This window comes from Actinomadura rubrisoli (assembly GCF_004349215.1).
Taxonomy (GTDB): Bacteria; Actinomycetota; Actinomycetes; order Streptosporangiales; family Streptosporangiaceae; genus Spirillospora; species Spirillospora rubrisoli.
Window position 1 is genome coordinate 18,461 of record NZ_SMKU01000049.1, and the last position, 19,652, is coordinate 38,112.

25 protein-coding genes are annotated in these 19,652 nt (G+C 70.6%); 2 read left to right on the top strand and 23 right to left on the bottom strand.

Translation table 11 applies throughout. The features are described 5' to 3' along the window. Window position 1: 1 nt before the first annotated feature. Genes E1298_RS12745 through E1298_RS12820 form a run of 18 tightly spaced genes read right to left on the bottom strand, consistent with a single transcriptional unit; the run spans window position 2 to window position 13,237 of the window. Window positions 2-724: a peptidoglycan-binding protein gene (locus tag E1298_RS12745; protein WP_131892660.1), complete on the bottom strand. Its 723-nt coding sequence runs from the start codon at window positions 722-724 to the stop codon at window positions 2-4. Continuing rightward, window positions 724-846 (bottom strand): hypothetical protein, encoded by a 123-nt coding sequence (locus tag E1298_RS51165; RefSeq protein WP_279498269.1) that lies wholly within the window; start codon window positions 844-846, stop codon window positions 724-726. Before E1298_RS51165 ends, E1298_RS12745 begins: the two co-directional genes overlap by 1 nt. Window positions 847-858: 12 nt before the next feature. Continuing rightward, a complete protein-coding gene (locus tag E1298_RS12750; protein ID WP_131892662.1) occupies window positions 859-1,173 on the bottom strand; it encodes a hypothetical protein in 315 nt (104 codons plus the stop codon). Then, a complete protein-coding gene (locus E1298_RS12755; RefSeq protein ID WP_131892664.1) occupies window positions 1,170-1,802 on the bottom strand; it encodes a hypothetical protein in 633 nt (210 codons plus the stop codon). Before E1298_RS12755 ends, E1298_RS12750 begins: the two co-directional genes overlap by 4 nt. Before the next feature lie 2 nt (window positions 1,803-1,804). After that, window positions 1,805-2,962 (bottom strand): hypothetical protein, encoded by a 1,158-nt coding sequence (locus E1298_RS12760; protein ID WP_131892666.1) that lies wholly within the window; start codon window positions 2,960-2,962, stop codon window positions 1,805-1,807. Continuing rightward, complete coding sequence (locus tag E1298_RS12765; RefSeq protein WP_131892668.1) at window positions 2,962-4,074, bottom strand: hypothetical protein; 1,113 nt, start codon at window positions 4,072-4,074, stop codon at window positions 2,962-2,964. Before E1298_RS12765 ends, E1298_RS12760 begins: the two co-directional genes overlap by 1 nt. Window positions 4,075-4,084: 10 nt before the next feature. After that, window positions 4,085-4,999: a phage distal tail protein gene (locus E1298_RS12770; protein WP_131892670.1), complete on the bottom strand. Its 915-nt coding sequence runs from the start codon at window positions 4,997-4,999 to the stop codon at window positions 4,085-4,087. Then, the gene (locus E1298_RS12775) at window positions 4,996-8,271 is read right to left on the bottom strand and encodes a phage tail tape measure protein (protein WP_131892672.1); all 3,276 of its coding nucleotides are present in this window, start codon (window positions 8,269-8,271) and stop codon (window positions 4,996-4,998) included. Before E1298_RS12775 ends, E1298_RS12770 begins: the two co-directional genes overlap by 4 nt. Before the next feature lie 18 nt (window positions 8,272-8,289). Continuing rightward, a complete protein-coding gene (locus E1298_RS48045; protein ID WP_165975444.1) occupies window positions 8,290-8,430 on the bottom strand; it encodes a hypothetical protein in 141 nt (46 codons plus the stop codon). A gap of 50 nt (window positions 8,431-8,480) precedes the next feature. Continuing rightward, the gene (locus E1298_RS12780; protein ID WP_131892674.1) at window positions 8,481-8,984 is read right to left on the bottom strand and encodes a DUF7426 family protein; all 504 of its coding nucleotides are present in this window, start codon (window positions 8,982-8,984) and stop codon (window positions 8,481-8,483) included. Further along, window positions 8,984-9,712, bottom strand: a complete 729-nt coding sequence (locus E1298_RS12785; protein WP_131892676.1) for a phage tail tube protein — start codon at window positions 9,710-9,712, stop codon at window positions 8,984-8,986. Before E1298_RS12785 ends, E1298_RS12780 begins: the two co-directional genes overlap by 1 nt. A gap of 17 nt (window positions 9,713-9,729) precedes the next feature. Continuing rightward, entirely contained in the window at window positions 9,730-10,185 is a 456-nt protein-coding gene (locus E1298_RS12790) for a minor capsid protein (RefSeq protein ID WP_131892678.1), read from the bottom strand. Beyond that, on the bottom strand, window positions 10,185-10,532 hold the full coding sequence (locus E1298_RS12795; RefSeq protein ID WP_131892680.1) for a hypothetical protein: 348 nt from the start codon (window positions 10,530-10,532) through the stop codon (window positions 10,185-10,187). Before E1298_RS12795 ends, E1298_RS12790 begins: the two co-directional genes overlap by 1 nt. Continuing rightward, on the bottom strand, window positions 10,529-10,849 hold the full coding sequence (locus E1298_RS12800) for a hypothetical protein (protein ID WP_131892682.1): 321 nt from the start codon (window positions 10,847-10,849) through the stop codon (window positions 10,529-10,531). Before E1298_RS12800 ends, E1298_RS12795 begins: the two co-directional genes overlap by 4 nt. After that, window positions 10,846-11,238 carry a hypothetical protein gene (locus E1298_RS12805; protein ID WP_131892684.1) on the bottom strand — a complete coding sequence of 131 codons (393 nt, stop codon included), beginning with the start codon at window positions 11,236-11,238 and terminating at the stop codon, window positions 10,846-10,848. The genes E1298_RS12800 and E1298_RS12805 overlap by 4 nt, the downstream gene beginning before the upstream one ends. A 13-nt stretch (window positions 11,239-11,251) precedes the next feature. Continuing rightward, complete coding sequence (locus tag E1298_RS12810) at window positions 11,252-11,503, bottom strand: hypothetical protein (protein WP_131892686.1); 252 nt, start codon at window positions 11,501-11,503, stop codon at window positions 11,252-11,254. Window positions 11,504-11,516: 13 nt separating this feature from the next. Next, the gene (locus E1298_RS12815) at window positions 11,517-12,431 is read right to left on the bottom strand and encodes a major capsid protein (RefSeq protein ID WP_131892688.1); all 915 of its coding nucleotides are present in this window, start codon (window positions 12,429-12,431) and stop codon (window positions 11,517-11,519) included. Between the two features lie 23 nt (window positions 12,432-12,454). Continuing rightward, window positions 12,455-13,237 (bottom strand): hypothetical protein, encoded by a 783-nt coding sequence (locus tag E1298_RS12820; protein WP_131892690.1) that lies wholly within the window; start codon window positions 13,235-13,237, stop codon window positions 12,455-12,457. A gap of 170 nt (window positions 13,238-13,407) precedes the next feature. On the opposite strand from E1298_RS12820, the gene E1298_RS12825 reads away from it, so the two are divergent. Both E1298_RS12825 and E1298_RS12830 read left to right on the top strand, forming a co-directional pair. Further along, window positions 13,408-13,809 carry a hypothetical protein gene (locus E1298_RS12825; protein WP_243725550.1) on the top strand — a complete coding sequence of 134 codons (402 nt, stop codon included), beginning with the start codon at window positions 13,408-13,410 and terminating at the stop codon, window positions 13,807-13,809. A gap of 77 nt (window positions 13,810-13,886) precedes the next feature. Next, a complete protein-coding gene (locus tag E1298_RS12830; protein ID WP_131892692.1) occupies window positions 13,887-14,183 on the top strand; it encodes a hypothetical protein in 297 nt (98 codons plus the stop codon). Window positions 14,184-14,421: 238 nt separating this feature from the next. Here E1298_RS12830 and E1298_RS12840 read toward each other — a convergent pair whose 3' ends face one another. The 5 genes from E1298_RS12840 to E1298_RS12860 form a co-directional block, all read right to left on the bottom strand. Then, complete coding sequence (locus tag E1298_RS12840; protein ID WP_131892696.1) at window positions 14,422-14,619, bottom strand: Rmf/CrpP fold protein; 198 nt, start codon at window positions 14,617-14,619, stop codon at window positions 14,422-14,424. Then, window positions 14,616-16,568, bottom strand: a complete 1,953-nt coding sequence (locus E1298_RS12845) for a phage minor capsid protein (protein WP_131892698.1) — start codon at window positions 16,566-16,568, stop codon at window positions 14,616-14,618. The genes E1298_RS12840 and E1298_RS12845 overlap by 4 nt, the downstream gene beginning before the upstream one ends. Window positions 16,569-16,574: 6 nt before the next feature. After that, entirely contained in the window at window positions 16,575-18,170 is a 1,596-nt protein-coding gene (locus tag E1298_RS12850) for a hypothetical protein (RefSeq protein WP_131892700.1), read from the bottom strand. A gap of 4 nt (window positions 18,171-18,174) precedes the next feature. Next, window positions 18,175-18,720, bottom strand: coding sequence for a WDGH domain-containing protein (locus E1298_RS49455; RefSeq protein ID WP_207944587.1), 546 nt, complete (start codon window positions 18,718-18,720; stop codon window positions 18,175-18,177). A gap of 74 nt (window positions 18,721-18,794) precedes the next feature. After that, window positions 18,795-19,652 (bottom strand): PBSX family phage terminase large subunit (locus E1298_RS12860; protein WP_131892702.1); only part of this gene is annotated, 858 nt, incomplete at its 5' end.

The following is a 19,652-nucleotide window of genomic DNA, read 5'->3' on the forward strand; positions in this document are numbered from 1 at the left end:
GTCAGTTGACGCGGAGCAGGATGGGCCAGGTCTTCGGGCCGACCTGTCCGTCGGCGGTGGTGCCGCCCCACTTCTGGACGGCGCGGACGGCGGCCTCGGTCTTGGCGTCGTAGGTGCCGGTGATGCGCACCTCCAGGTGCGAGCGGGCGAGCAGGAGCCCCTGCACCGTTTCGACGTGCTCGCCGGTCGAGCCCTTGCGAACGAGCGGCAGATCCTTCATGAGGTCCTCCATCCAGGTCGAGGCGGTCGGCCCGCCGCTGTAGGCCGGGCGGCCGTACCCGGCGATCACCGAGGCGTCGCGGACGCGGCGGCGGCAGGCGTCGGAGGTGTTGCCCTCGATCGTCTGGACGCGGCCGCCGCCCAGCACGCGCTCGATGACGCCGACGTGGTCGATGGCCCCGATCGAGTCGGAGGCGCCCCAGTCGAAGAACACGATGTCGCCCGGCTTGGCCGCATTGACCTCGGCGACCGTGCCGACGCGCCACCGGCCGGCGCGCTGGAAGTCGGAGGCGTGCCAGACGGTGTATGCGCGGTCGCCTCCCAGCAGCACGGCGGCGGCGTTGCCGGAGTGCCGGGCCCAGTAGGTGACGGCCATGTCGCACCACGACGCGCGGAGAAAATCGTCCCCGTGCCTGCCCGCGTACTCGCGGGTGATGGTGTTCGGCCGGCCCGTCATCCCGATGGATTTGCGGGCCTGGTCGAGCATCTGCGCGGCGGTGCCCATCAGGCACCGTCCCTGCGGAACGTCCCGTCGGCGTCCGCCGGGCCGTAGAGGTCGGCGAGGACGGCCTCCTCGTCCGGCTCTGTCGGTCCCGCTTCCGGGTCCGGGAGGCTGATCGTGGCCATGGGTTCCTCCTTTTAGTTGACGATGGCGATGATCACGGTGGCGGCCGTTGACGCCAGAGCCGCGGCGATGGTGACGATGAGGGCGAGGATCGCGATGGTGCGGCGTGACCGTTCGTCGAGCTGCGGCTTGGTGACCTGGTCTCGCTCGACCAGGTCGACGCGCTCGTCCAACTTCGCGACCTGCCGGGCGAGGTCGTCGAGGCGCCGTTCGGACTGCTCGCCCCGCTGGAGGACGAGGCGGACGTCTCCTCGTAGTTCGGCCAGGGAAACGCCGACCTCCCGGCGGAACTCCGACAGGGCGAGGGCTGCGTCCTGGTCGCCGGTCATGCGGGCGCGATCTGGGTGTCGGTGGTCGGTCCGCGCCAGCGGAGCGCGCCGGCGGCGGTGGCGTACAGGTAGCCGCCGCCGCTGCCGGCCGCGGGGGCGCCGCTGCGGCCCTGGATCCACGTCCCGACGTCAGCGAGGATTTCGAGCTCTCCGGATGTCCACAGCGTGATGCGGTTCTGTGTAGGGGTGCCGCCGCCGAGTGCTGTGGTCTGTGCGGTGCACGCCTGCCCGGATGGTTCGATCTTTGCTTGGTACTCGGCGCGGGCGCCGGGCGACGATTGGCTGTGCAGGGAGGCATACCAGCCGCCTGACTCGACGTTGGCGGTGGCGGGGGTGGCGGCGACGGCGCCGGCCTGGTGGGTGGAGGCCATCACCAGGACCGTGTAGCCGGTGCCCTCGGATGCCAGGAGCCGCGCGGCGGGCACTTCGGGGCCGGTGAGGTAGAAGGTGATGGTCCGTGAGGTCGGGTCGATTTCGATGCGGTCGTTGCCCTCGCCCACGGTGAGCATTTGCGCGAGGAGCCGCGCGAACTTCACGCGCGAGCGGGCGGCGGTGAGCGCGTCCTTGACGCCGTTCTCCAGGGCCGCGAACCGGGCGGCCCAGTCGTCGGGATATTTCGGGGTGCCCATGGTCAGGTGGTCTCCTCTTCCTCGGCGAAGATCAGCCGGGCGACGTCGCCGGCGGAGCGGGTTTCTGGGGTGACCTCCAGGCCGACGACGCGCCATCGCACGCTGAAGGTCGGGCGGCCGTCGGCGTCGAGGGGGAACCAGTCGTCGGCGATGGTCAGCCGCGCGTAGCCGCCGAGCCGGTGCGGCGAGATCGCTGTCTTGGCGTCGAGGCGGATGGTGGCCTGGGGGACGCGGATCACTCCGGAGCGGGTGTCGCGCCACCACCGGGCGTAGGCGTCCAGGTCGGTGACGGTTCGGGCGCCTTGGTAGTCGACGGTGCGGTCGAGGTAGGGCCATCCGGCGGCGATCATCGGGTCCGCGGTCTGGATGTTGGACAGCAGCGGTTCGGAGTCGGCGGCGAGGTCGTCGCTGACGGCGTCGCCGCGGGCCCGCCACCGGGTCGCCGCGGTCGTGGCGTCGGACGGGTAGGACCAGGACAGGACGTTGCCGGGGCGGGTGAACCGGTGGTCGGTGGTGTCCTGGCCCAGGACGGGCGCCGCGGCGAACTCCCGTACCCGGCCGGCGTCCCCGTGGTAGGTGCGGATCATGTACTCGAACCCGCCGTCGACGTTGGCCAGCTCGGCGAGCTTGGCCCCGTAGGTGTTGCTCTCCGACGCCTTGTAGGCCGCGTTCCGCAGGACGCCGGACGGGACGCTGGCCGTGGTGAGGCCGATGGACGCGGGCCCGCCTGCGGCCTGCATGTGGCCGACGAGGGCCGTTGAGATGGTGGTCTGGTCGACGCTGGTATAGGTCAGGTCCGCCCAGATCTCTCGGTGGTCGAGGTAGGACTCCAGGGACGCCCCTTGTAGCTCGACCGAGATCCGTCCGCGCTCGTCCCCCGACGGCGTCGCGGTCCACAGCAGGTAGGTGCCCCACAGGTCACGGGCGCCGCGATAGACGTGCACGACGGTCCGGCCCGGCCCGGTGTGCCCCTCCTCGGGGAGGGGGGCGGCGATGCGGCGGGCCTGCTCGGCGACCCGGCGGTTCGGCACGGGGATCGTGGCCTTGAACGCGCCGGGCTGGATGATGCGCCGGTCGAAGCTCACGCCGGTCAGGGCAAGGGTGGCGATCGGCCGGTCGGTGAGCAGGTCGGCGAACTCATACCTCCACGCGGCGGCCATCAGGCGCGGTAGGTCACGCCATCGAGGCCCAGCCAGGTGTGAGCGACGAAAGCGAAGACGGCGATGACGCCGTTCGGGGAGATGTCGATGCGCAGGACTCGTTCGGTGCTGGTGGTGCTGGCGTCGACGGTGGCGCCGACCACGGTCGCCGGGCGCACAGCGGCGGGCATGACGGCGGGCTCGGTGGTTCCGCCGCCGACAACGATCGTGCCGCCGATCCGGCCCGCGAGCTCGATCCGGTCGCCGACGCGCCGGTACTGGGCACGCCCCCCGGATCCGCCGTTGTGGGTGAATCCGGCGTTGAGCGGGATGTCGGTCCATGGGGTGGTCTCGACCGGGGAGGTCCGCCACGCGGTCCCGTCGTGGACTTCGATGACCTTGGTGTCGGTGCGCCATACCTGCTGGCCGGCCCACGGGGAGGTGATGACCGCGTCCCGGTCGACGGCGGAGGCGACGGAGATGACGTCGCGCCAGCGCCACACGGTGCCGTCGTGGACCTGCCGTCCCCCGCGGTCCAGCCGGAACACGGTCAGACCGGCGTAGGCGGTGAGGGTGTCGCGGTCGGCGACGTCCTTGACCGGGATGGTCCCGCCGACCGCGGAGGTCCACACCCGCTTGTCGACCCGCTGAGCCGCGAAGTTGATCCCGCCGCCCCCCGCCGAGGCGCCGGCGGGGACGGTGACCTCCCACAGCAGCAGCGACGAGGCGGGGAGCGCGGTAGCCGCGCCGGACGCCTGGCCCTTGAGGTAGACGACTCGGCCGTCCTGGAAGCCGGAGGAGTCGTAAGGGTTGTCGCGGAGCTGGAGGATCGCCCGGTCGGTGCGGGCGACGCCGGCCTCACCGTTGGCGAAGGTGAGGTCCTCGTTGGCGTCGACCGTGACCGGGTACTGCCCTTGGAGTCCTCCGGAGGTTCCGTCGACGAGCGCTTGGAACGGGGAGATGCGGGCGACCATCGCCGACACCGCGGTGAGGTTGCAGGCTCCGACGGCGGGCACGATTCCCGATCGGCGGTCCGCCCAGGCCGCGCCGGGCCCGCCCATCAGGACGCCCAGGCCGAGGCGGTGATCCTCGGCGGTGATGCCCGATTGCTGCGCCAGCACGCGCACGGTCATGTACAGCTCCTCATAGGGTGGCGTCCCGCCAGGTGATGTCACAGCTCGCGCCGCCGCCGTAGGTCGAGGCGCGAAAGGTCAAGGTCTGGATGCCGGGGATCAGGGTGAGGTCCTCGATGGGCACCGAGGCCGCGGTGAGGGTGTTGAACCGGTCCGCGCCGTCCAGTTCGACGCTCCCGTTGGCGGTGTCGACGACGAGGGTCTCCCCGGCGACCAGCGGCACATCGAACCCGATGCTGCGTCCGGTCTCGACCACCGTCAGCCGCGGCCCGGTACATGGGCCGTAGAACGTCACGACCGGCGAGGTCGGGGTGTCTCCGCCGACCTCGACCGTGCGGACGCCGGTCTCCGACGCCGTCCCGTAGTCCAGCGGGTAGGTCAGCGGGTAGATCAGACCGGCCCCGGCGGTCGGCTGCGGGATCGACACGGTCTGTTCGGCCGGTGCGTAGCGGCGGGGGTCGGAGGCGGTCCACTGGATCGTCGCCGTCCCCCGCCCGATGCCGGCCTGCCTGTCGTTGGGGACGATGCGGGACGTCAGCGTCGCCCACGTCAGGAGCGTCTCGCCGCCCTTGGCGCGGATGACCAGGGCGCGCTCCTGGCCATCGTCCAGGAGCGCGGTCGCTCGCCGGAGCGCGGTGACCAGTCCCCCGAACTCGGCGGGGGAGGGCGCGGAGATGCGCGCGGACCAGGTGATGACGCGTTCCTGTGCGAGCTGGCGTCCGGGCCATGCCCCGTGCCGGTCGGGGCGGAGCACGCTGCCGGAGTCCAGGCCCGGGGTGTCCTCCCACCCGGTCAGCTCCAGCCACCGGTACGGGGTCCCGGAGCCCAGCAGCGTGCCCGCCCACTCGATTTGTCCGTCGCGGGTGATGAGGGCGCCGGGTTCGGCGGTGAACTGGGCCTCGGCGTCGAGGGTCTCGACGGTCATCCGCGGGCCTTGGTCAACATCAGCAGCTCCTCGGCGGTTCCGCGCGCGGACCCGCGCTCGGCCTCGTGGTAGTGCTCGACGTGCAGCGCGGCCGAGCAGCCGTCCCCGCCGATCCGGGCGCCCTGCGCGCGGGCCGCCGACAGGTCGACCGACGGGGCGGCGACCGCCGCACGGGCCGGCGTGCGGATCTGCTGCGCGGTGGTCGACATCTGCGCCGTGACCCGGGCGAGGTCGGGAATGGTCTTGGCCATGCCGAGCACCAGGCCGTCACCGACGTTCCCGCCGATCCCGGCCATGACCTGAGACGGGCTCTTGATCTTCAGGGCCCTCTTGATGGCGCGGGTGATCGCCGCGGCCATCCGCTTCATCTGCGCGGCCAGGGCCTTCTCCTGCCCCTTCAGACCCGCCAGGAATCCGCTCGCGGCCTTGCGCCCGGCGTCGTAGAGGCTGTCCGCCGCGGTGTCGCCCAGGCCCTTGGACACCTTGTCGAGATCGGCCTGGACGGTGTTGACCTGGTCGACGGCGGACTTGCCGCCGGCGGCCAGCGCCGCGGCGAGCGCGCCGGCCTGTTCGGGGCCGGCGTCGAGGATCTGCCGGAGCACGGTCTTGGACAGGCCCGCCTTGGACAGCTTGGCGATATTGCCCGCGAAGGTCTTGAGCTGCGCGAGCCGGTCGCGCATGCCGGTGATGGCGGCACCGAACCCGCCGCCCTCGCCCAGGTCCACGCTGGTGATCGCGCCGAACGTGGCAGCGTTCGAGGCGATCGTCTTGCCGTACTCCTTGGCCTCGGCGACCTTCGCCAGGAGCTTCGCGCGTTCCTTCGCCAAACCCTGGAGCTTGGTGTTGGACTTCTTCAACGAGGCGAGGAGCCGGTCATCGACGCGGGTGTTCTTGCCCTTGAACGCCTTGGCGATCAGGGACGCGGTCCGCTTCGTGGTCGCGGCGACCTTCCCCGCGTCCGAGGAGGTGAGGCCCCCGTGCAGGCCCTGCATGATCTGTCGGCCGATCTTGCGCATGACCTTGGACGGCGAGGCGATGCCCAGGACCTTCTTGACCGGTCCGGGGATGATGGAGTCGATCAGTCCGCCGATCCGCGACTTGATCGAGCCCGCCATCGACTGGATGCCCGACCACAGCCCGGACAGGAGGTCGCGGCCCGCGCCGTAGAGCAGCCGGCCCAGGTTGCCGAGCCCGGACAGCAGCCGCGGCGGGAGGCCCCGCATCCAGGCCGCCAATGCCAGGGCCTTGCCGACCGCGGCGTCCTTCATCCGCCCGAACCAGGCGGCGACCCGGCCCGGGAGCGACGAAAGCCGGCCGACACCGGAGATCAGCACGGAGACCTGCGACTTGATCGCCGAGACGAGCGCCGACCAGGTCCGTTGCGCGAGGGCCTTGATGCCGCGCCAGATCAGGCCCCAGATCGCGCCGAACAGTCCGCCTGCGGCGCGAAAGACCACGCCGATGAGCTTCATGTTTCCGGCGACGATGCTTTTGAGTCCGCTCCATACCCGTTGCCAGTCGCCGGTGAAGATCCCGGCGAAAACGTCGAAGACGCCCTTGAGGATCTTGAATACGCCGCTCCACCAGCCGATCAAGGTCGAGATGAAGAGGCCGATCACTTGCAGCGTCGTCGGACCAAAAATCCGGCCGATAACTCCAACGATGTCCAGCGCGCCATCTACGATGCCCGCAGCGGTTCCTACGGCATCGCCGATTCCGGTCGACCACTTCTTGACAGTGTCGCGGTTTTCGTCGAGCCATTTCTTGGTCCCACCGACCGCGCTGCCGACCGTGTTCCCGACCTTCGACCAAATGCCCTTGGCCTTCTCGACCGTGCTCTGGTTGTCGCCAACCCACTTTTGAAAGAAGGTGTTTGCCTTGCCGCCGAAACTGGTGAGCCCGGGGACGACCTTGCCACCGAGGAAGTCGACAAGCTTGGACTTCACCGACCGCTGGAACGTCGTCAGGTTCTGGCTCGCCGTGTCGTGCAGGGTTTTGCCCATGCGGTCGGCGGCGCCTCCCGTCTTCCCCAGCACATCGCCGGTCTTCGCCAACGATCGCAGAAACGCCGGAATGTCCTTGACGTTGAGGTCCTCCATCGGAGTCCCGAAAAGCACAATCGCGCTCTCGGCCAGCTTCGCCGGGTCTTTGATCTTCAGGAGGCCCGAGACGATCGATTGGAACGCCTGCGTCCCTGCCTTGCCGCCCTTCGCGAAAGCGCCTTGCACCTTCGCTTGACTCAGACCGATACTCTTCAGGCTGTCATCGACTGCCTTGTCGCTGGACGCGATTTTGAGAGTGAGCTCCTTGAAAGCGTCACCGGTCTTGTCTAGCCCGAAGGCGCCCTTTCCGGCTGCGGTGACGAGGACGTTGAAAGCGCGCTGGCCCTTGATGCCGATCTGATCCATAAACGGGCCGTACTCATCGAGCGCGTCGACGAGATCCTCGCGCACGGCGGCGGGGACCCTCTGAAGCGCGACGGTGAGCAGGTCCATGCCCTGATTGGCGTCCTTGACCAGACCCGTCCGGACGAGCTGCCCGACCACCTGCATGGACCGGCCGACCTCGATCTCGAAGACGTCGGCGAGGTCCATCGCCTTGGCGGTCATGGACCGCACGGCGTTGCTATTGGCGTTGCGCATCCCGTCGATGGAGGTGATGACGGCGCCAACGGCCTCGGTGACCTGGCCCATCTCGGCGCCATAGCCGCTGTTGTAGAGGGCACCGGCGATCTTGCCGAGCCGCTTGGCCTCTGGCCCGAAAGCCCCCACCTGGGCATTGAGTTTGGCGGTGGCGTCCTGCTTTTCCATCGCGCCGGCCAGGCCGACCATGAACACCCCGCCGACCGCGGCGCCCGCGGCAAGGAACGGGCCCGCCTTGCCGAGCATCCCGGCGAGCTTTCCGCCGAGCCCCCCAAAACGGCTTTTGGACTCGCGCTCGGCGCCGTCGCCCATCTCCTCGCCGGCGTCCTGCCCGGCCTGCCGCGCCTCGGTCTCGACCCGGTCGAGACCCTGGCCCATGCCGCGCGCGGCCGCCTGCCCGGCTTCCCGCCCGCCGCGCGCGGCCTCGGACTCCATTCGGTCCATGGCGCGGGTGACGGTCTGTGCGTTGGCGTTCCCTGCCTGCTGGAATGCCTGCTCTTGCCGGGTCAGGCTGCTCCGGGTGCTGGACTCCAGCCGGTTCATGCCCTGCTCGGCCGTCCGGATGGTGCCGGTGAAGCCGCGGTCGTCGAGCGAGATCCTGCCGACGAGTTCGCCCAGGTCCAGGGCCAAGAGGGATCACCCCCTCGGTTACTCGTAGGGTGCGGGCTTTTGCTCGTCCTTGTCGGGCGGACGGAACCGCCGGGACAGGCGGGTGTCGGCCCAGAACAGGCCCTCGACACGGACCATCAGCCACTGGAAGGAGCGGCGGCGCAGGATCCCGTCGGACACGTCGATGCCGTACTCGGAGTGGAGATCAGCCTGGATGAGGCGCCACTCGGCTAGGACTTCTTGGACCGTGAAGCCGGCTTCTTGGCCGCCGAGGTGCTCCGCGCCCTCGTACCATTCGTAGGTGCCGGTGACCGGGTCGAACGTGCCGCAGCCGCGGACGCCCGGCGGGAGGCCCGATTCGGGGTCGGTTCCGCCGAGCCGAGGGCTTCCGGGTCACCACCGGCCTGCCAGTACTGCTCGGCGACGGTCTTGTTCTGCGTCGTCCAGAAGAACACCGTCATCGCGGCGTGCCCGATCTTGGCCCACTTCACTTTGTCGGAGAGCATTTCGTCGAAGGTGTCGCCCAGCATGCGCTGGTAGAGGAGGCGTTCGTCGCCGTCGTCGAGCTTGCCGACGTCGACGTCTTCCTCCTTCTTGGCGCGCTCGATGGCGTCGACGAGGCGTTGCGCCCATAGGCCGTCCTCGCCGGACACGCCGTCGATGATGTAGGGCTTCCCGCCGATCGGGAGCGTGATCGTGTCGTCGAAGAACTCATCGAGTTCGGTGAACGCCATCAGGCGACCGGGTTCGGGACCCGGGCCAGCTTGCCCTGTCCGTCGATCTTGCAGGTGGCGACGTCGAGGGCCTTGGCCTCGCCGCCCTCTGGCTCCCATGAGATGGTGCCGATGCCCATGTACGCCTCGGGGCCGCCGTTGCGGTCGTAGTAGCGGATCTGCATGGAGCCGTCCGCGCCGAACTCCTCAGACGCCAGGCGCAGGGCCTCCTGCCCGGGGTCGTAGACGCCCGTGCTGAAACCGATCTTGCGGCCGACCTTGATCTCCGCCCCCCAATTGATCATGGTTTTGGTCTTGGAGCCGTACCCGTCGGAGTCGTAATCGTCGTCCTCCTCCAGGTTGTTGTCGCGGGCCGGCTTGAAGTCGGTGACCGCGCGGACCTGCGTCCACACCGGCACCGACAGGGTGCCGGTGTTGACGTCGACGCGGAACTTGCGCGCGAGCGTCGAGACCAGCGGCTCGGAGGCGTCCACCGCCGTGAAGGTGTACCCGCCGGCGAGGGTCTGCGTGGTCGTCCCGTCGCCGATGACGACCGACACCGCGCCGGCCGCGTGTGCCGGGACGACCGCGCGCAGCAGGAACGCATTCTCCGCGGTGAAGGTGACGGCCGGGGTCCCGCCGATCGTCACGGTCGTGACGGTATTCAGGTCGGTCCCGGTAATGAGCACGGTGTTGCCGCCGGACTTGGGCCCGGTGTTCGGCGCAATGCCGGTAATGCTGAGCGCCATGCGCTGTCTCCCCTATCTCAGTCGGGCCGGTTCGCCGTCGGGCGAGCCGCGGTCACGTAATAGTTGTCGGTGCGTTCGTAGCGGCCCTGCTCGTCCTGGCCGAGCGGAGCGGAGGACCGGCGATAGATGAGCGTCGTGGCGATCTGCGCTGGGCCGGTGCCCAGGCGGAGCATCTCGGCTCCGTGCAGCTCGTCCCAGATGGCGTCGGCGAGGTCGTCGACGGCGTCCGGGGCGGGTGCGCGGGTGCGCATCTGTACGGCCTGGACCACGTCGGCGAGGCCACCGGCGCCCTCGGTCTCGGGGTCGCCGTAGGCGACGAGCGCGAGCGCGGTGTCGGGCAGGTCCCCGAGCGTGCGCAGGAAGATCGGTGGGAGGCCGTCGAGGGGGTAGGCGCCGGTGGGCTGCCAGCGGGCGAGGCCGCGCTCGTCCAGCTTCTCGGCGAGGCCGACGAGGAGGTTGCGGGTCCAGCCCATCAGGTACCGAGGGCCCGGCGGATCTCGGCGCCGACCAGGGCGAGGATGACGTCGGCCTCCTCGCGCATCGGGTCTTCGAGGTACTTGGCTTTCCGGCCGTCGTCATGGCGGAGGTTCAGGTCCTCATGCTGCCGGACGGCGTATGGGGTGTCGTAGGACACGGCGGCCTCCAGCGCGGACGGGTCGACGGAGGCGACGCCGGACCGTTCGAGGGTGGCCTCCTCGATCGGGACCTGAGTCCGCGACACCTGGAGCAGGTGTTCGGCGCCCAGGGCCAGGCCACGCACGGCGCCCGCGCGCTCGGCGTCGGTGAGCTGGCCGAGGTTGATCGTGTTCCGGACGCTCATGCGCACACCGCCTCTAGGTGGTCGGGGGTCGGCAGGCCCGGCGCGGTGTGGTCGGCGATGGCCATGGCGATCACCTTCCGGCCGCCCGGCAGGGTGAGGCGGGACCGCGCGGGCACGTTGGTACCGGGCAGCATGTAGACCGTGGTGTCGCTGACCGTCCGGTGGCCGTCCGCGCTGCGGAGATAGCGCGTCTTGGCCTCGACCAGCGCCCGCACGCCCGGAACAGGGGCGGCGTAGACAGCGCCGGTCGCGCCCTCGCCCTCGTACGGCTCGATGACGACGCGGTGCACCAGAGCCCACCGGGGGATGGTGCTCACCAGATCACCGGACCGTCCGCAGCGAGGCCGGCCAGGCGCAGCACGTTGTACGCCTGCGCGCCGAGGTCTCCGACGCTGCCCGACCCGGCCGCCCCGGACGCCGCCCGGGTGACGTTCACGGACCCGATCGCGGCCGAGCCAGCCGGGGACGCGATGCCATGCTCCTCGCCGTTCTCGATCCGCCATGCGGCTTGTTCGAGAGTGGCCTCTTTGAGCGTGGCGGCGATACCGGCGTCCGTCGGGAGGCCCCCGGCGTCGACGGCGTAGATCGCGCATTCGAGCGCCAGGTCGACGTCCCGGGACGCCCGGTCGAGCAGCCGCGCCGCGCCGGCGGGGACGGGCTCGGGGTCGAGGAAGCCGGTCAGTTCCGTAACGGTGGCGTAGGCCATCCTCGACCCCTCCCTACTCCTCGGGGAACAGCGCGACGAGGTCGTCCCGCTTGAGCCCAGCGAGCTCGTCCTCGGTCCTGCCGTTGGCCAGGGCGTGGGCCCGCCATGCCTTCTCCGAGGCGTTGCGCGCCGGACGCTGCGAGGCGTCGGCGTCCCGCTCCTCGGGCCGGCCGATGAGGGTCCAGTTGTTGAGGTGGTCCAGCCGCGGCGACCGTTCCTCGCGCTCGACCTCGTCGCCGGTATTGGCGTTGCGGTAGATGAACATCCGGGGAACCTCCTCAGGCGACGTCGACGCCCTTGATCAGGACGGCGCGATTGGCGTCGAGGGTCTTGGTCCCGTACAGGCAGTCCACCGAGATGACGTCCTGCTTCTTGTTGATGTCGTAGTCGTAGACCACCCGCAGCCCGAACCCCTTGTAGTTCGCAATCGCGGCGTTCTGGGCGCCCTTGGGCAGCGCCAGGGGACGCGTGACGAGCGCGAACGCCGTCCGGTGGAACCCGACGCCGACCTCGGTCGTGCTGTTCCCGGAGGTCTGCGCGGGGACGGCGATGTTCTGCGTCATGTACGGGTCGAACCCGTACACCCGGCGGCCGAGGTTGGCCTCGCGGAGCCCTTCGGTATCGCCGCGCGCGTCCGCCCGGGAGAACAGGTCGTCGGCGAGCCAATCGGCGGTGGTGATCGGGCCGAGCACGACGCGCCGCTCGGTCGTGGGGACGTTGGCCTGGTTCAGCTTGCGACCGGCGTCGATGGCAACCTTGGGATTGGTCAGGGCGTACTTGTTGCCGCCCGCCACAACACCGACCTCCGCCGTAATGTCGTCGCGCAGCGCCAGGACGTCACGGTCGACCTTCTGGGAGATGGCCTCCATCGCCGGATTGAGAAGCTGCTCGGAGAAGTCGGCGATGTTCAGCGTGAGGTCCTCGGAGGTGACCGCGAACGACACGTCGGCGAAGTGATTCAGCGTCACCGGGATGCCGGTCTCGGTCGCGTTCTGGACGGTAATGCCGGCCGCGCGGTTGAACTCGTTGGCTGTGAACTTCGGCGGCTTGCGGACGGTGATGGTGTCACCGACCGCGGAGACGAACTCGTTCTCGTAGTCACGGTGGACGAGGTTGGCCATGACGGTCGACTCGTACAGGTTCGCCAGCGCCGCGCGGGCGATGATGTCGGGGGTGAGGAAGGTGTTGGCCACGGTGGTGGGCCCTCCTTGCGGATCTAGGACCGCCGCTGTTGGCGGGCCTTGCGGAAGTCGTCCACGCTCATGGACGAGGCGTCGTTCTTGCCGCCGGTGCCGCCGGCGAAGTCCCCGCCGCTACGGCTCGGCGGCGACTGCTCGCCGTTACTGGCCTTGAGCTTGGGGTTGGCCTCGACGGCCTTCTTGATCTCGGCGGCGAGCTTGGTCGCGAAGTCCTCGGCGGCCGGGTCGAGCTTGTCGACGGCGGACAGGAACGACCGGGAGTCACCGAGCGCGCCCGGGTCGGCGCCGTGCTTGCCGGCGTTCTTGTAGACCGCCAGTTCGACCAGCGCGGCGCGCGTGCTGCTGCGCTCCTTGGTCAGCTCCTCGGCGAGCTTGGCGGGGTTGGGCGGGGCATCGTCGGTCTTGAGGCCGAGCGCCTTGGCGATCGCGTCGAGCGTGCCTTGATGCTTGGTCTCAAAGTCCTTGGCCTTGGTGCGGTGCCCGGCGGCCTCGCCGCGGGTATCCCGGATGAGCTTCTGAGCCCATGCCGGGAGGGACGCGACATCGCCGCCCAGGCTGCCGTCCTTGTCGCCCTGCTGCGCGGTGCCGGCGTCCTGGCCAGTGCCGCCGCCCGACGAAGCCTGTCCGTCGTCCTGGCCGCGCTGGTCGTCGTCCTGGTCGCCCTCGGTGCCGGTGCCGCCCTGGTCGCCGTTGCCTCCGTCGCCGCCCTCGCCGTTGCCGCCGGCGATGAGTCGGATGGGGAGACCGTTCTTGCGGTAGCCGATGATCGCGCCGGGCGTCGTCGACGGGTTCTCGTACATGCGGGAGCCTCCGGGGTTCTCGCGGTGGTGGCGGCCGGGCGCCTGGGCCCTGGCCGGTGAGCGGCCCTCCGCTCCAGGCGAAGGGAGTCCGGTAGTGGTCGCGGTGCCGCACGTGGCGTGACAGATCCATACGGTGATTCGCCATGACCATGAATGCGCGATATGCCGCGGTGGCGCTGCTGCTCATGCTGGGGGCGACCGCGTGCGGTTCGGAGGGCGGGACGAGCGCATCGTCGGCCAGGCCCTCAAAGTCCTCATCGGCCCAGGCGCCGAAGCGGGAGGCGCCGATCGAGACGGGCATCCCACCATCGCCGGGTGCTCGCGCCCGCGCGGCCTACCTCGCGGCGCTGCAAGCGATCGACCCGGAGATCGTTCACGGCAAGCCAGACAAGGCGATCGACCGTGGCCGCAACCAATGCACCTCGGTCAAGAGCCGGCCCGGCGATCGGGCGTACCTGCTGAAGACCACAAACATCCGGTTCACCGCACCGGGACACTCACAGGGGTTCGGCGCGGCGAAGGCTCAGCGGATCTTGAAGGCGGTGCGCGCGTACATCTGCCCCACCTACTAAATGTTGTCCGTAGTGTTGACAACACTTGGAGGGCACTTTAGTGTTGTACTTAACACGGACAACACTCAGGAGGACAGATGAACAAGGCGACCGTCACCCAGACCATCACCTTCAACTGCGGCCACACCTTCACCTACGCCCTGCCCATGGGGCAGCTCAGCCTGCCCCTCGCCCACGGTGCCGACGTCACGTGCGTCGACTGCTGGAACACCAGCGGATACGAGGGCTTCCGCCTCGTGGTCGCCGTTGCCAACAGCGACGAGCGGGCCGAGCTCGTTGCCGAGACCGAGCGCACTGACGGTGCCCTGTTCGGCCTGGCGCTGTCCGAGGTGCCCGCCCTCGACGGTGGCCTGTTCTCGGTGGTGGCCGCGTGACCGGACCCACCCGGTACCTGGACAGGGCGCAGATCGGCGCCCTGTTCGGCGTGTCCGCGCAAGCTGTAGCCAAGTGGCAGGAACGTAGCGACGACTTCCCGGAACCGGACGGCGTGCTCGGTGACCGCGAGCTGCCGGGGTGGCTTCCCTCGCGCGTGGACGAGATCAGGGCATGGCATAAGGCCCGTCCGGGACAGGGAGCGAAAGGGACACGGAAGCCCGGGAGCGGGCGGCGCCGTCAACCGGAGTAGTCGACTTCGGCCGTGCTGGCCTTGGAGTAGCCGCGGATCCACATGCGGGCGAGCGCGCGATCATGCGCGCGTTCGGCGTCCGGGTCGTGCGGGCACACGGTGATCGGCTGTCCGGCCTCAGCGGCGGCTCGACCAGCTTGGAGGGCCCGGATCATCACCACGGCGCCCGCGGCGTCGGTGGTCATGCGAGGAAGTCTCCCCCACCGGACTCGCGGAGTCTACGGATCGCGCCGGAATCGCCGATGAGCTGCTCTTTCCACTCCGCGAACGTCATCCGTCCGTGCCGGTCCCACCAGCCCTTGAGCTCGTCGGAGGCCCAGCGGCGCGCGTAGGACTCCGGGCCGGAGAACAGCCGGACGGGGTCGATGCTGTGGGCGCGGCCCTCCGGGGTGACGAGCTGGCCGCGGGTGGCGTTCTCGGCGGCGAGCCATTGCCGGTGAATCAGGTCCTTGTACGAGGCGCGGGCGAGGTCCTCGAACCCCTTGCCGCTGTACCCCTGCTCGCGGAGATCGGCGATGGCGCGGCCTCGTCGCTGCGTCTCGATGGCGATGCCGTAGACCTCGGCGACCGCTTCCTCCTCGGGGATGCCGGCGGCGAGGAGTTCCTCCATGCGGCGGCCTTGCTCGTCCTGCCGCTGCTCGCGGCGCCGCGCGGCGCGTTCCCGGTTCGCCACGCGGCGCGCCTCGGCGGCGCGGGCGAGGGCGTCGCGCCGGTCGATCTCGGCGGCGACCCGCTCGAACTCGACAGGATCCTCGCCGGACATGAGGTCCATGAGCCGCTGTTCGAGCTGCTCGTTAGGCAGGTTGCGCGGGTCGGGGCCGGGCGGCCTCTCAAGCTCGGGCTGATCCGGGCCGGGGCGCCGGTCGTCGACGGGCGGCCGGTCGCGGTCGTCGACCCGGCGCGTCCGGGACGGCGGGCGGGCGGCAGGGCCTCCGTCGAGGGTGGGCTCGGTCGGCGGGCCCAGGTCGCCGGCCGGGTCGGTCGGACCGCCGCGGCGGGGCGGGATGTTCCCGGCGCCGGGCTGCTCACGGTAGCGGAGCCGCTTGAGCTTGGGGTGGGCGGCGAGGTGGTCGCGGAGGTCGGCCTGAGCCTTCCGCACGTGGGCGTTCGCGGCCTTCTTGGCCTCCGGTGTGAGGGTGGCCTCGGCGCGTTCTTTCTGCCTCCTGATGCGCCGTTCGAACTCACGTTGACGTTCGCGGGCCTTGTGCCCTTCGGGATCGGCGGTCGGCCGGTCCGGCAACTTCGAGATGCCCGGGAGGTAGACGGACACCGAGTGCCGGCAGTTGGGATGAAACAGGCCGCGTGACCTGGCGTCGTCGAGGGTGGCGTAGACCTCCACCGTCGTCATGACGCCGTCGCGCGTTGGATGCTCGACGCGGATCTCCAGCGGCCCAGCGTCGGTGCGGAGGATCTTGCCCTCGAACGGGCGGCACTTCGGGCACTCCTGCGGCGCGTTGGAGACGAGGACGAGGTTGACGCCGATGGAGTCGAGCCGGTCGACCTGCCCGGTCGTCGCGGCGCGTTGGGCGTTGGTCCTGGTCGCCATCTCGACATAGGAGGACAGACGCCAGCGGCGGCCGGCCCGATCGGTGAACGACATCAGCCCGCGGTCGACGAGGCGCTGCCACGCGGCTTGTGCCGCCTGCCGACGGGTCTGCGCGCCGGTGAGGATCCGCGCGGCGGCGGCGGCCTGGACTGACCGGAACGCGTCCTCGACGTTGCGGAGCACGTTCCCCGTGACCTTGCCGAAGTCCCGATGCAGGGCGGCGGCGAGGGCCTCGACGAACCCCGTCCCGGACCGCTCGCGCGCGGCGGCGCGGGCGGCCTGCCCGATCCCAGAGCGGGGGAAGAACCGTTCGGGGAGGCCAGCGGTGGCGTTGCTCCAGCCGTGCCGGTACGAGCGCGCCAGACCGTCACGAAGCGCCGGGCCGGAGTCGGCCTCAAGGCTGGCGATGACGGCCTGGGCGCCGCGGCGCAGGGCCTGGACCGTGGTGAGCCGCTGCTCGGCGGCCGGGGAGTCGAGGTCGGCGTCGAGGTGGCGGGCGACCAGCCGGACGAGGGAGGTCTCGGCCTCGCGGTAGATGTCGGCGACGCTCGCCGCGATGCCGTCGACAAGGTCGGCGTCGACGGCCACCGGCGTCTACTCCTCGCCGGCACGCGCCGCCGGCGGGCCGTCCGGGTCTTCCGGGGTGGGCTCGGCGGTGCGGATCGCGTCGGTCATTCGCTCGATGGGGTCGGTCATGCCGCCGGCGTCGGCGCGGATCGCCTCGACCTCCGCCATGATCTGGGGCTCGTCCCAATCGGGGTGCAGCATCCGGACGCGGACCTCAGTCGAGGCGGCCTCGGCGCGGTTGATCAGGTCGAGGGTCTCGGCGAGGCTCTTGGGGTCGACGGCGACGCCATCGGGCCACTCGATCGCGGGTCGCTGCGCGGTGACCCTGGTCTTGTAGACGGCGGCGTCGACGGCGAGCAGGGCCTCGGCGAACCGGCCGAGGCCGGGCCGGGCGTAGGTGATCTTCCGGCCGCGGGTGGTGTAGGAGCGGCGTTCGCGCGCGACGACTTCAGTGGCGGTCGCGGCGACGTCGCCGGCCTCGCCGAACGTCTGGGTCGAGTACCCGCAGCCGCGGACGATCTGCGCCGTGAGGTCCTGCGCTGTGCCGGAGTGCTCGGCGACCCGGATGGCGAACTGATGCGCGGAGATGTCCATCCGGCCGCCGTCCTCGTTCAGGACGTCCAGTGCCTCGTACACCTCTTGATCGGGGTCGAACGCGGCGCCCTGGCCGCGGCCCAGGTTCTGGAGGTAGCCGCGCGGCACCACCAGGCGGGCCTTGCCCACCCGGATGTCACGCATCCACGCCGAATACGTCTCGTCGAGGCTGTCCATCAACCGCATCGCGGCCGGGGAGAAGTCCGAGCGGCCCAGCGGCGAGCCGCGGAGCAGCCGGTTGGGGCGCACGTTGGGGATGTGCTGCGCGGTCAGCCCGGCGTACCCGGTGGGGATGGCGCCCTCGGCGTCGACCAGCGCGGCGAACGGTTCGGTCTCGGGGTTGTCGGCGAGCGGGCGGGCCTGGCCGAGCCGCTCGCCGGTGCCCTCGTACAGGCCATGCAGCACGCGGCCCGGTTCGTGGCGTTCCAGATACCGCCAGACGCGCCCGTGCTCCTCGTGGACGATCTTCCAGAACGTCACCGCGCGCAGGATGCCCGCCTGCCACTCAGGGACCGCCACGTCGCCCGGGAGCGCGTCGGCGATGGGATAGTCCGAGATGCCGGTGTTCCAGGAGACGCGGAGGAACACATCGCCGTAGGCGGCGGCCAGCTCGGCGGCCTCCAGCAGCACCGCGTACACTCCGCCCTCGGTGAGCAGCTCGTCCATGCGCTCTTGGGTGTTCGGGTCGTCGCCGATGACGAACGCGGGCGGCTCGGACATCAGCAGGTCCGCGGACGTCGAGGCGATGTCGCCGGCGATCGGGACGTGGAGGCGGGAGTCGCGGAGCTGGTTGCGGGGCGTCGGCGATCCCCAGAAGAACCGCGCGACCCTGCCGACCAGGCCGCCGCGGTACTGGCTCGGCCGGTCGTAGTCCTTGAGGTCCAGGCCCGGCATGCCGCCGGCCGGGGAGTACAGCGCGGCGAGCTTCTCAGGGTCGCCGGAATACCAGGTACCGGCGTCGCGGTAGAGCCGGTACGGGGTATGGCACGCCGGGGGCGGCCACGGGATGTCACCGGTGGGTAGTGGCATGTCCTCACCTCCCCCGCTGGTCGTTCGCGAGTGCCGCGAACCGGGTCATGTGGGCGAGGCGCTCGTACTTCGTGGGCGTGTCGTGGCCGTCCCATTCGGCTAGCTGGTCGTCCGGGGTGACCTTCGCGACGTGGGCGAACAGGTCGACATCCTCGGGCGCGATGTGCCAGGACATCTGTCCGGCCGGGGTGTGGACGTAGACGACTGCCCAGTCCGGCGCGTCGGGGTCGGTGTAGGCGAGAACGGCGGGGTGCTGCGTGGCGAGGTAGGCGACCAGCGCGGCGCGCTCACGGTAGACGCCGTTGACGGTCTCGGCGCCGGTGGCGTCGTCGTCGAGCCACAGAATGCGCGTGTGACCGGCGTGCCCGTGCACCTGGACAACATGGTCGAGGCACTCCCACGCCACGGTCGAGGGCATCTCGCCGCGCCATCGGACCGAGACAGCGCCGTCGGGCCAGAGCACGCCGTCGGCGACGAGCCCGACCCCGGATACGCCCGTGACGTCGGTGGCGCGCGCGAGTTGGAACCGGCGCGGGGCGGTGTCAGGCATGGGCCGTCCTTCCGTGGGGCTTGCCGGGTCCGACCGCGCGTCGCCCGCGCGGCCGGGCCGGGAACGGGGGGCCGCTACGCGGCGAGGGTGAGGCCAGCGGGCAGCAGGGGACGCCACGCTGACCGGGTGGTGTGGACGGCGTACCGGAGCATGTCTGGGCCGTGGTCGTCGACCTTGAGGGGCGCGTCCTCGCCGCGCTCGGACGCCTTGTCGTCCCACGAGTAGCCGGCCATTTCGCGGGCCAGCTCGACACACGAGGCGTGCACGCGCAGGGCGCCGAGGGCGAGCAGCGAGGAAACACTCCGGATGCCGTCGAGGACGGCGTTGTTGCCGAGCTTGGCCGTGATCCCGTCGCGGTAGAGCTGCACGCGGAACGAGGCGGCCGAGGGATCCACGATCGTGTACTCGGGGGCGACACCGGTAAGCGTGGTGGTCGGGATCGGGACGGTGCCGAGCCACTCGCGGAGCCGGTGCGAGTACTCGACGTCCGAGAGCTGGTGATGCTCGCGCCGGGAGTCCCAGCGCCATTCGCGGGTCAGGTACAGCAGGCCATCGGAGCCGACGCCGAGCGTCCCGGCGTGGAACGGGTTGGTCGTGCCGTAGTCGAGGGCGGTCGCCAGCCATCGCGTGATCGGCGGGAGGTCCTCAACGATGTGCCGGGCCTCGTCCCACGGGTAGACCGCGCCCTCGGCGAGGACCCACTCGCCGAGGACGTTGCGGCGGTAGAACAGGCCGACGTTCTCGGCCTTGACCTGGGCGACGTACTCGGCCGGGAGGGACGGGTTGTCCTCCAGCTTGAACGAGAACCGGTGCAGGTCGAGCCGGTTTCCCTCGGCCGAGCGCAGGACAGCCCCGTCGCGGGTCATGTGCAGAGACGCGCGCGCGAGGTAGTCCCGCATCAGCCAATGGTTCGACCCGGCCGGGTTCGTCGT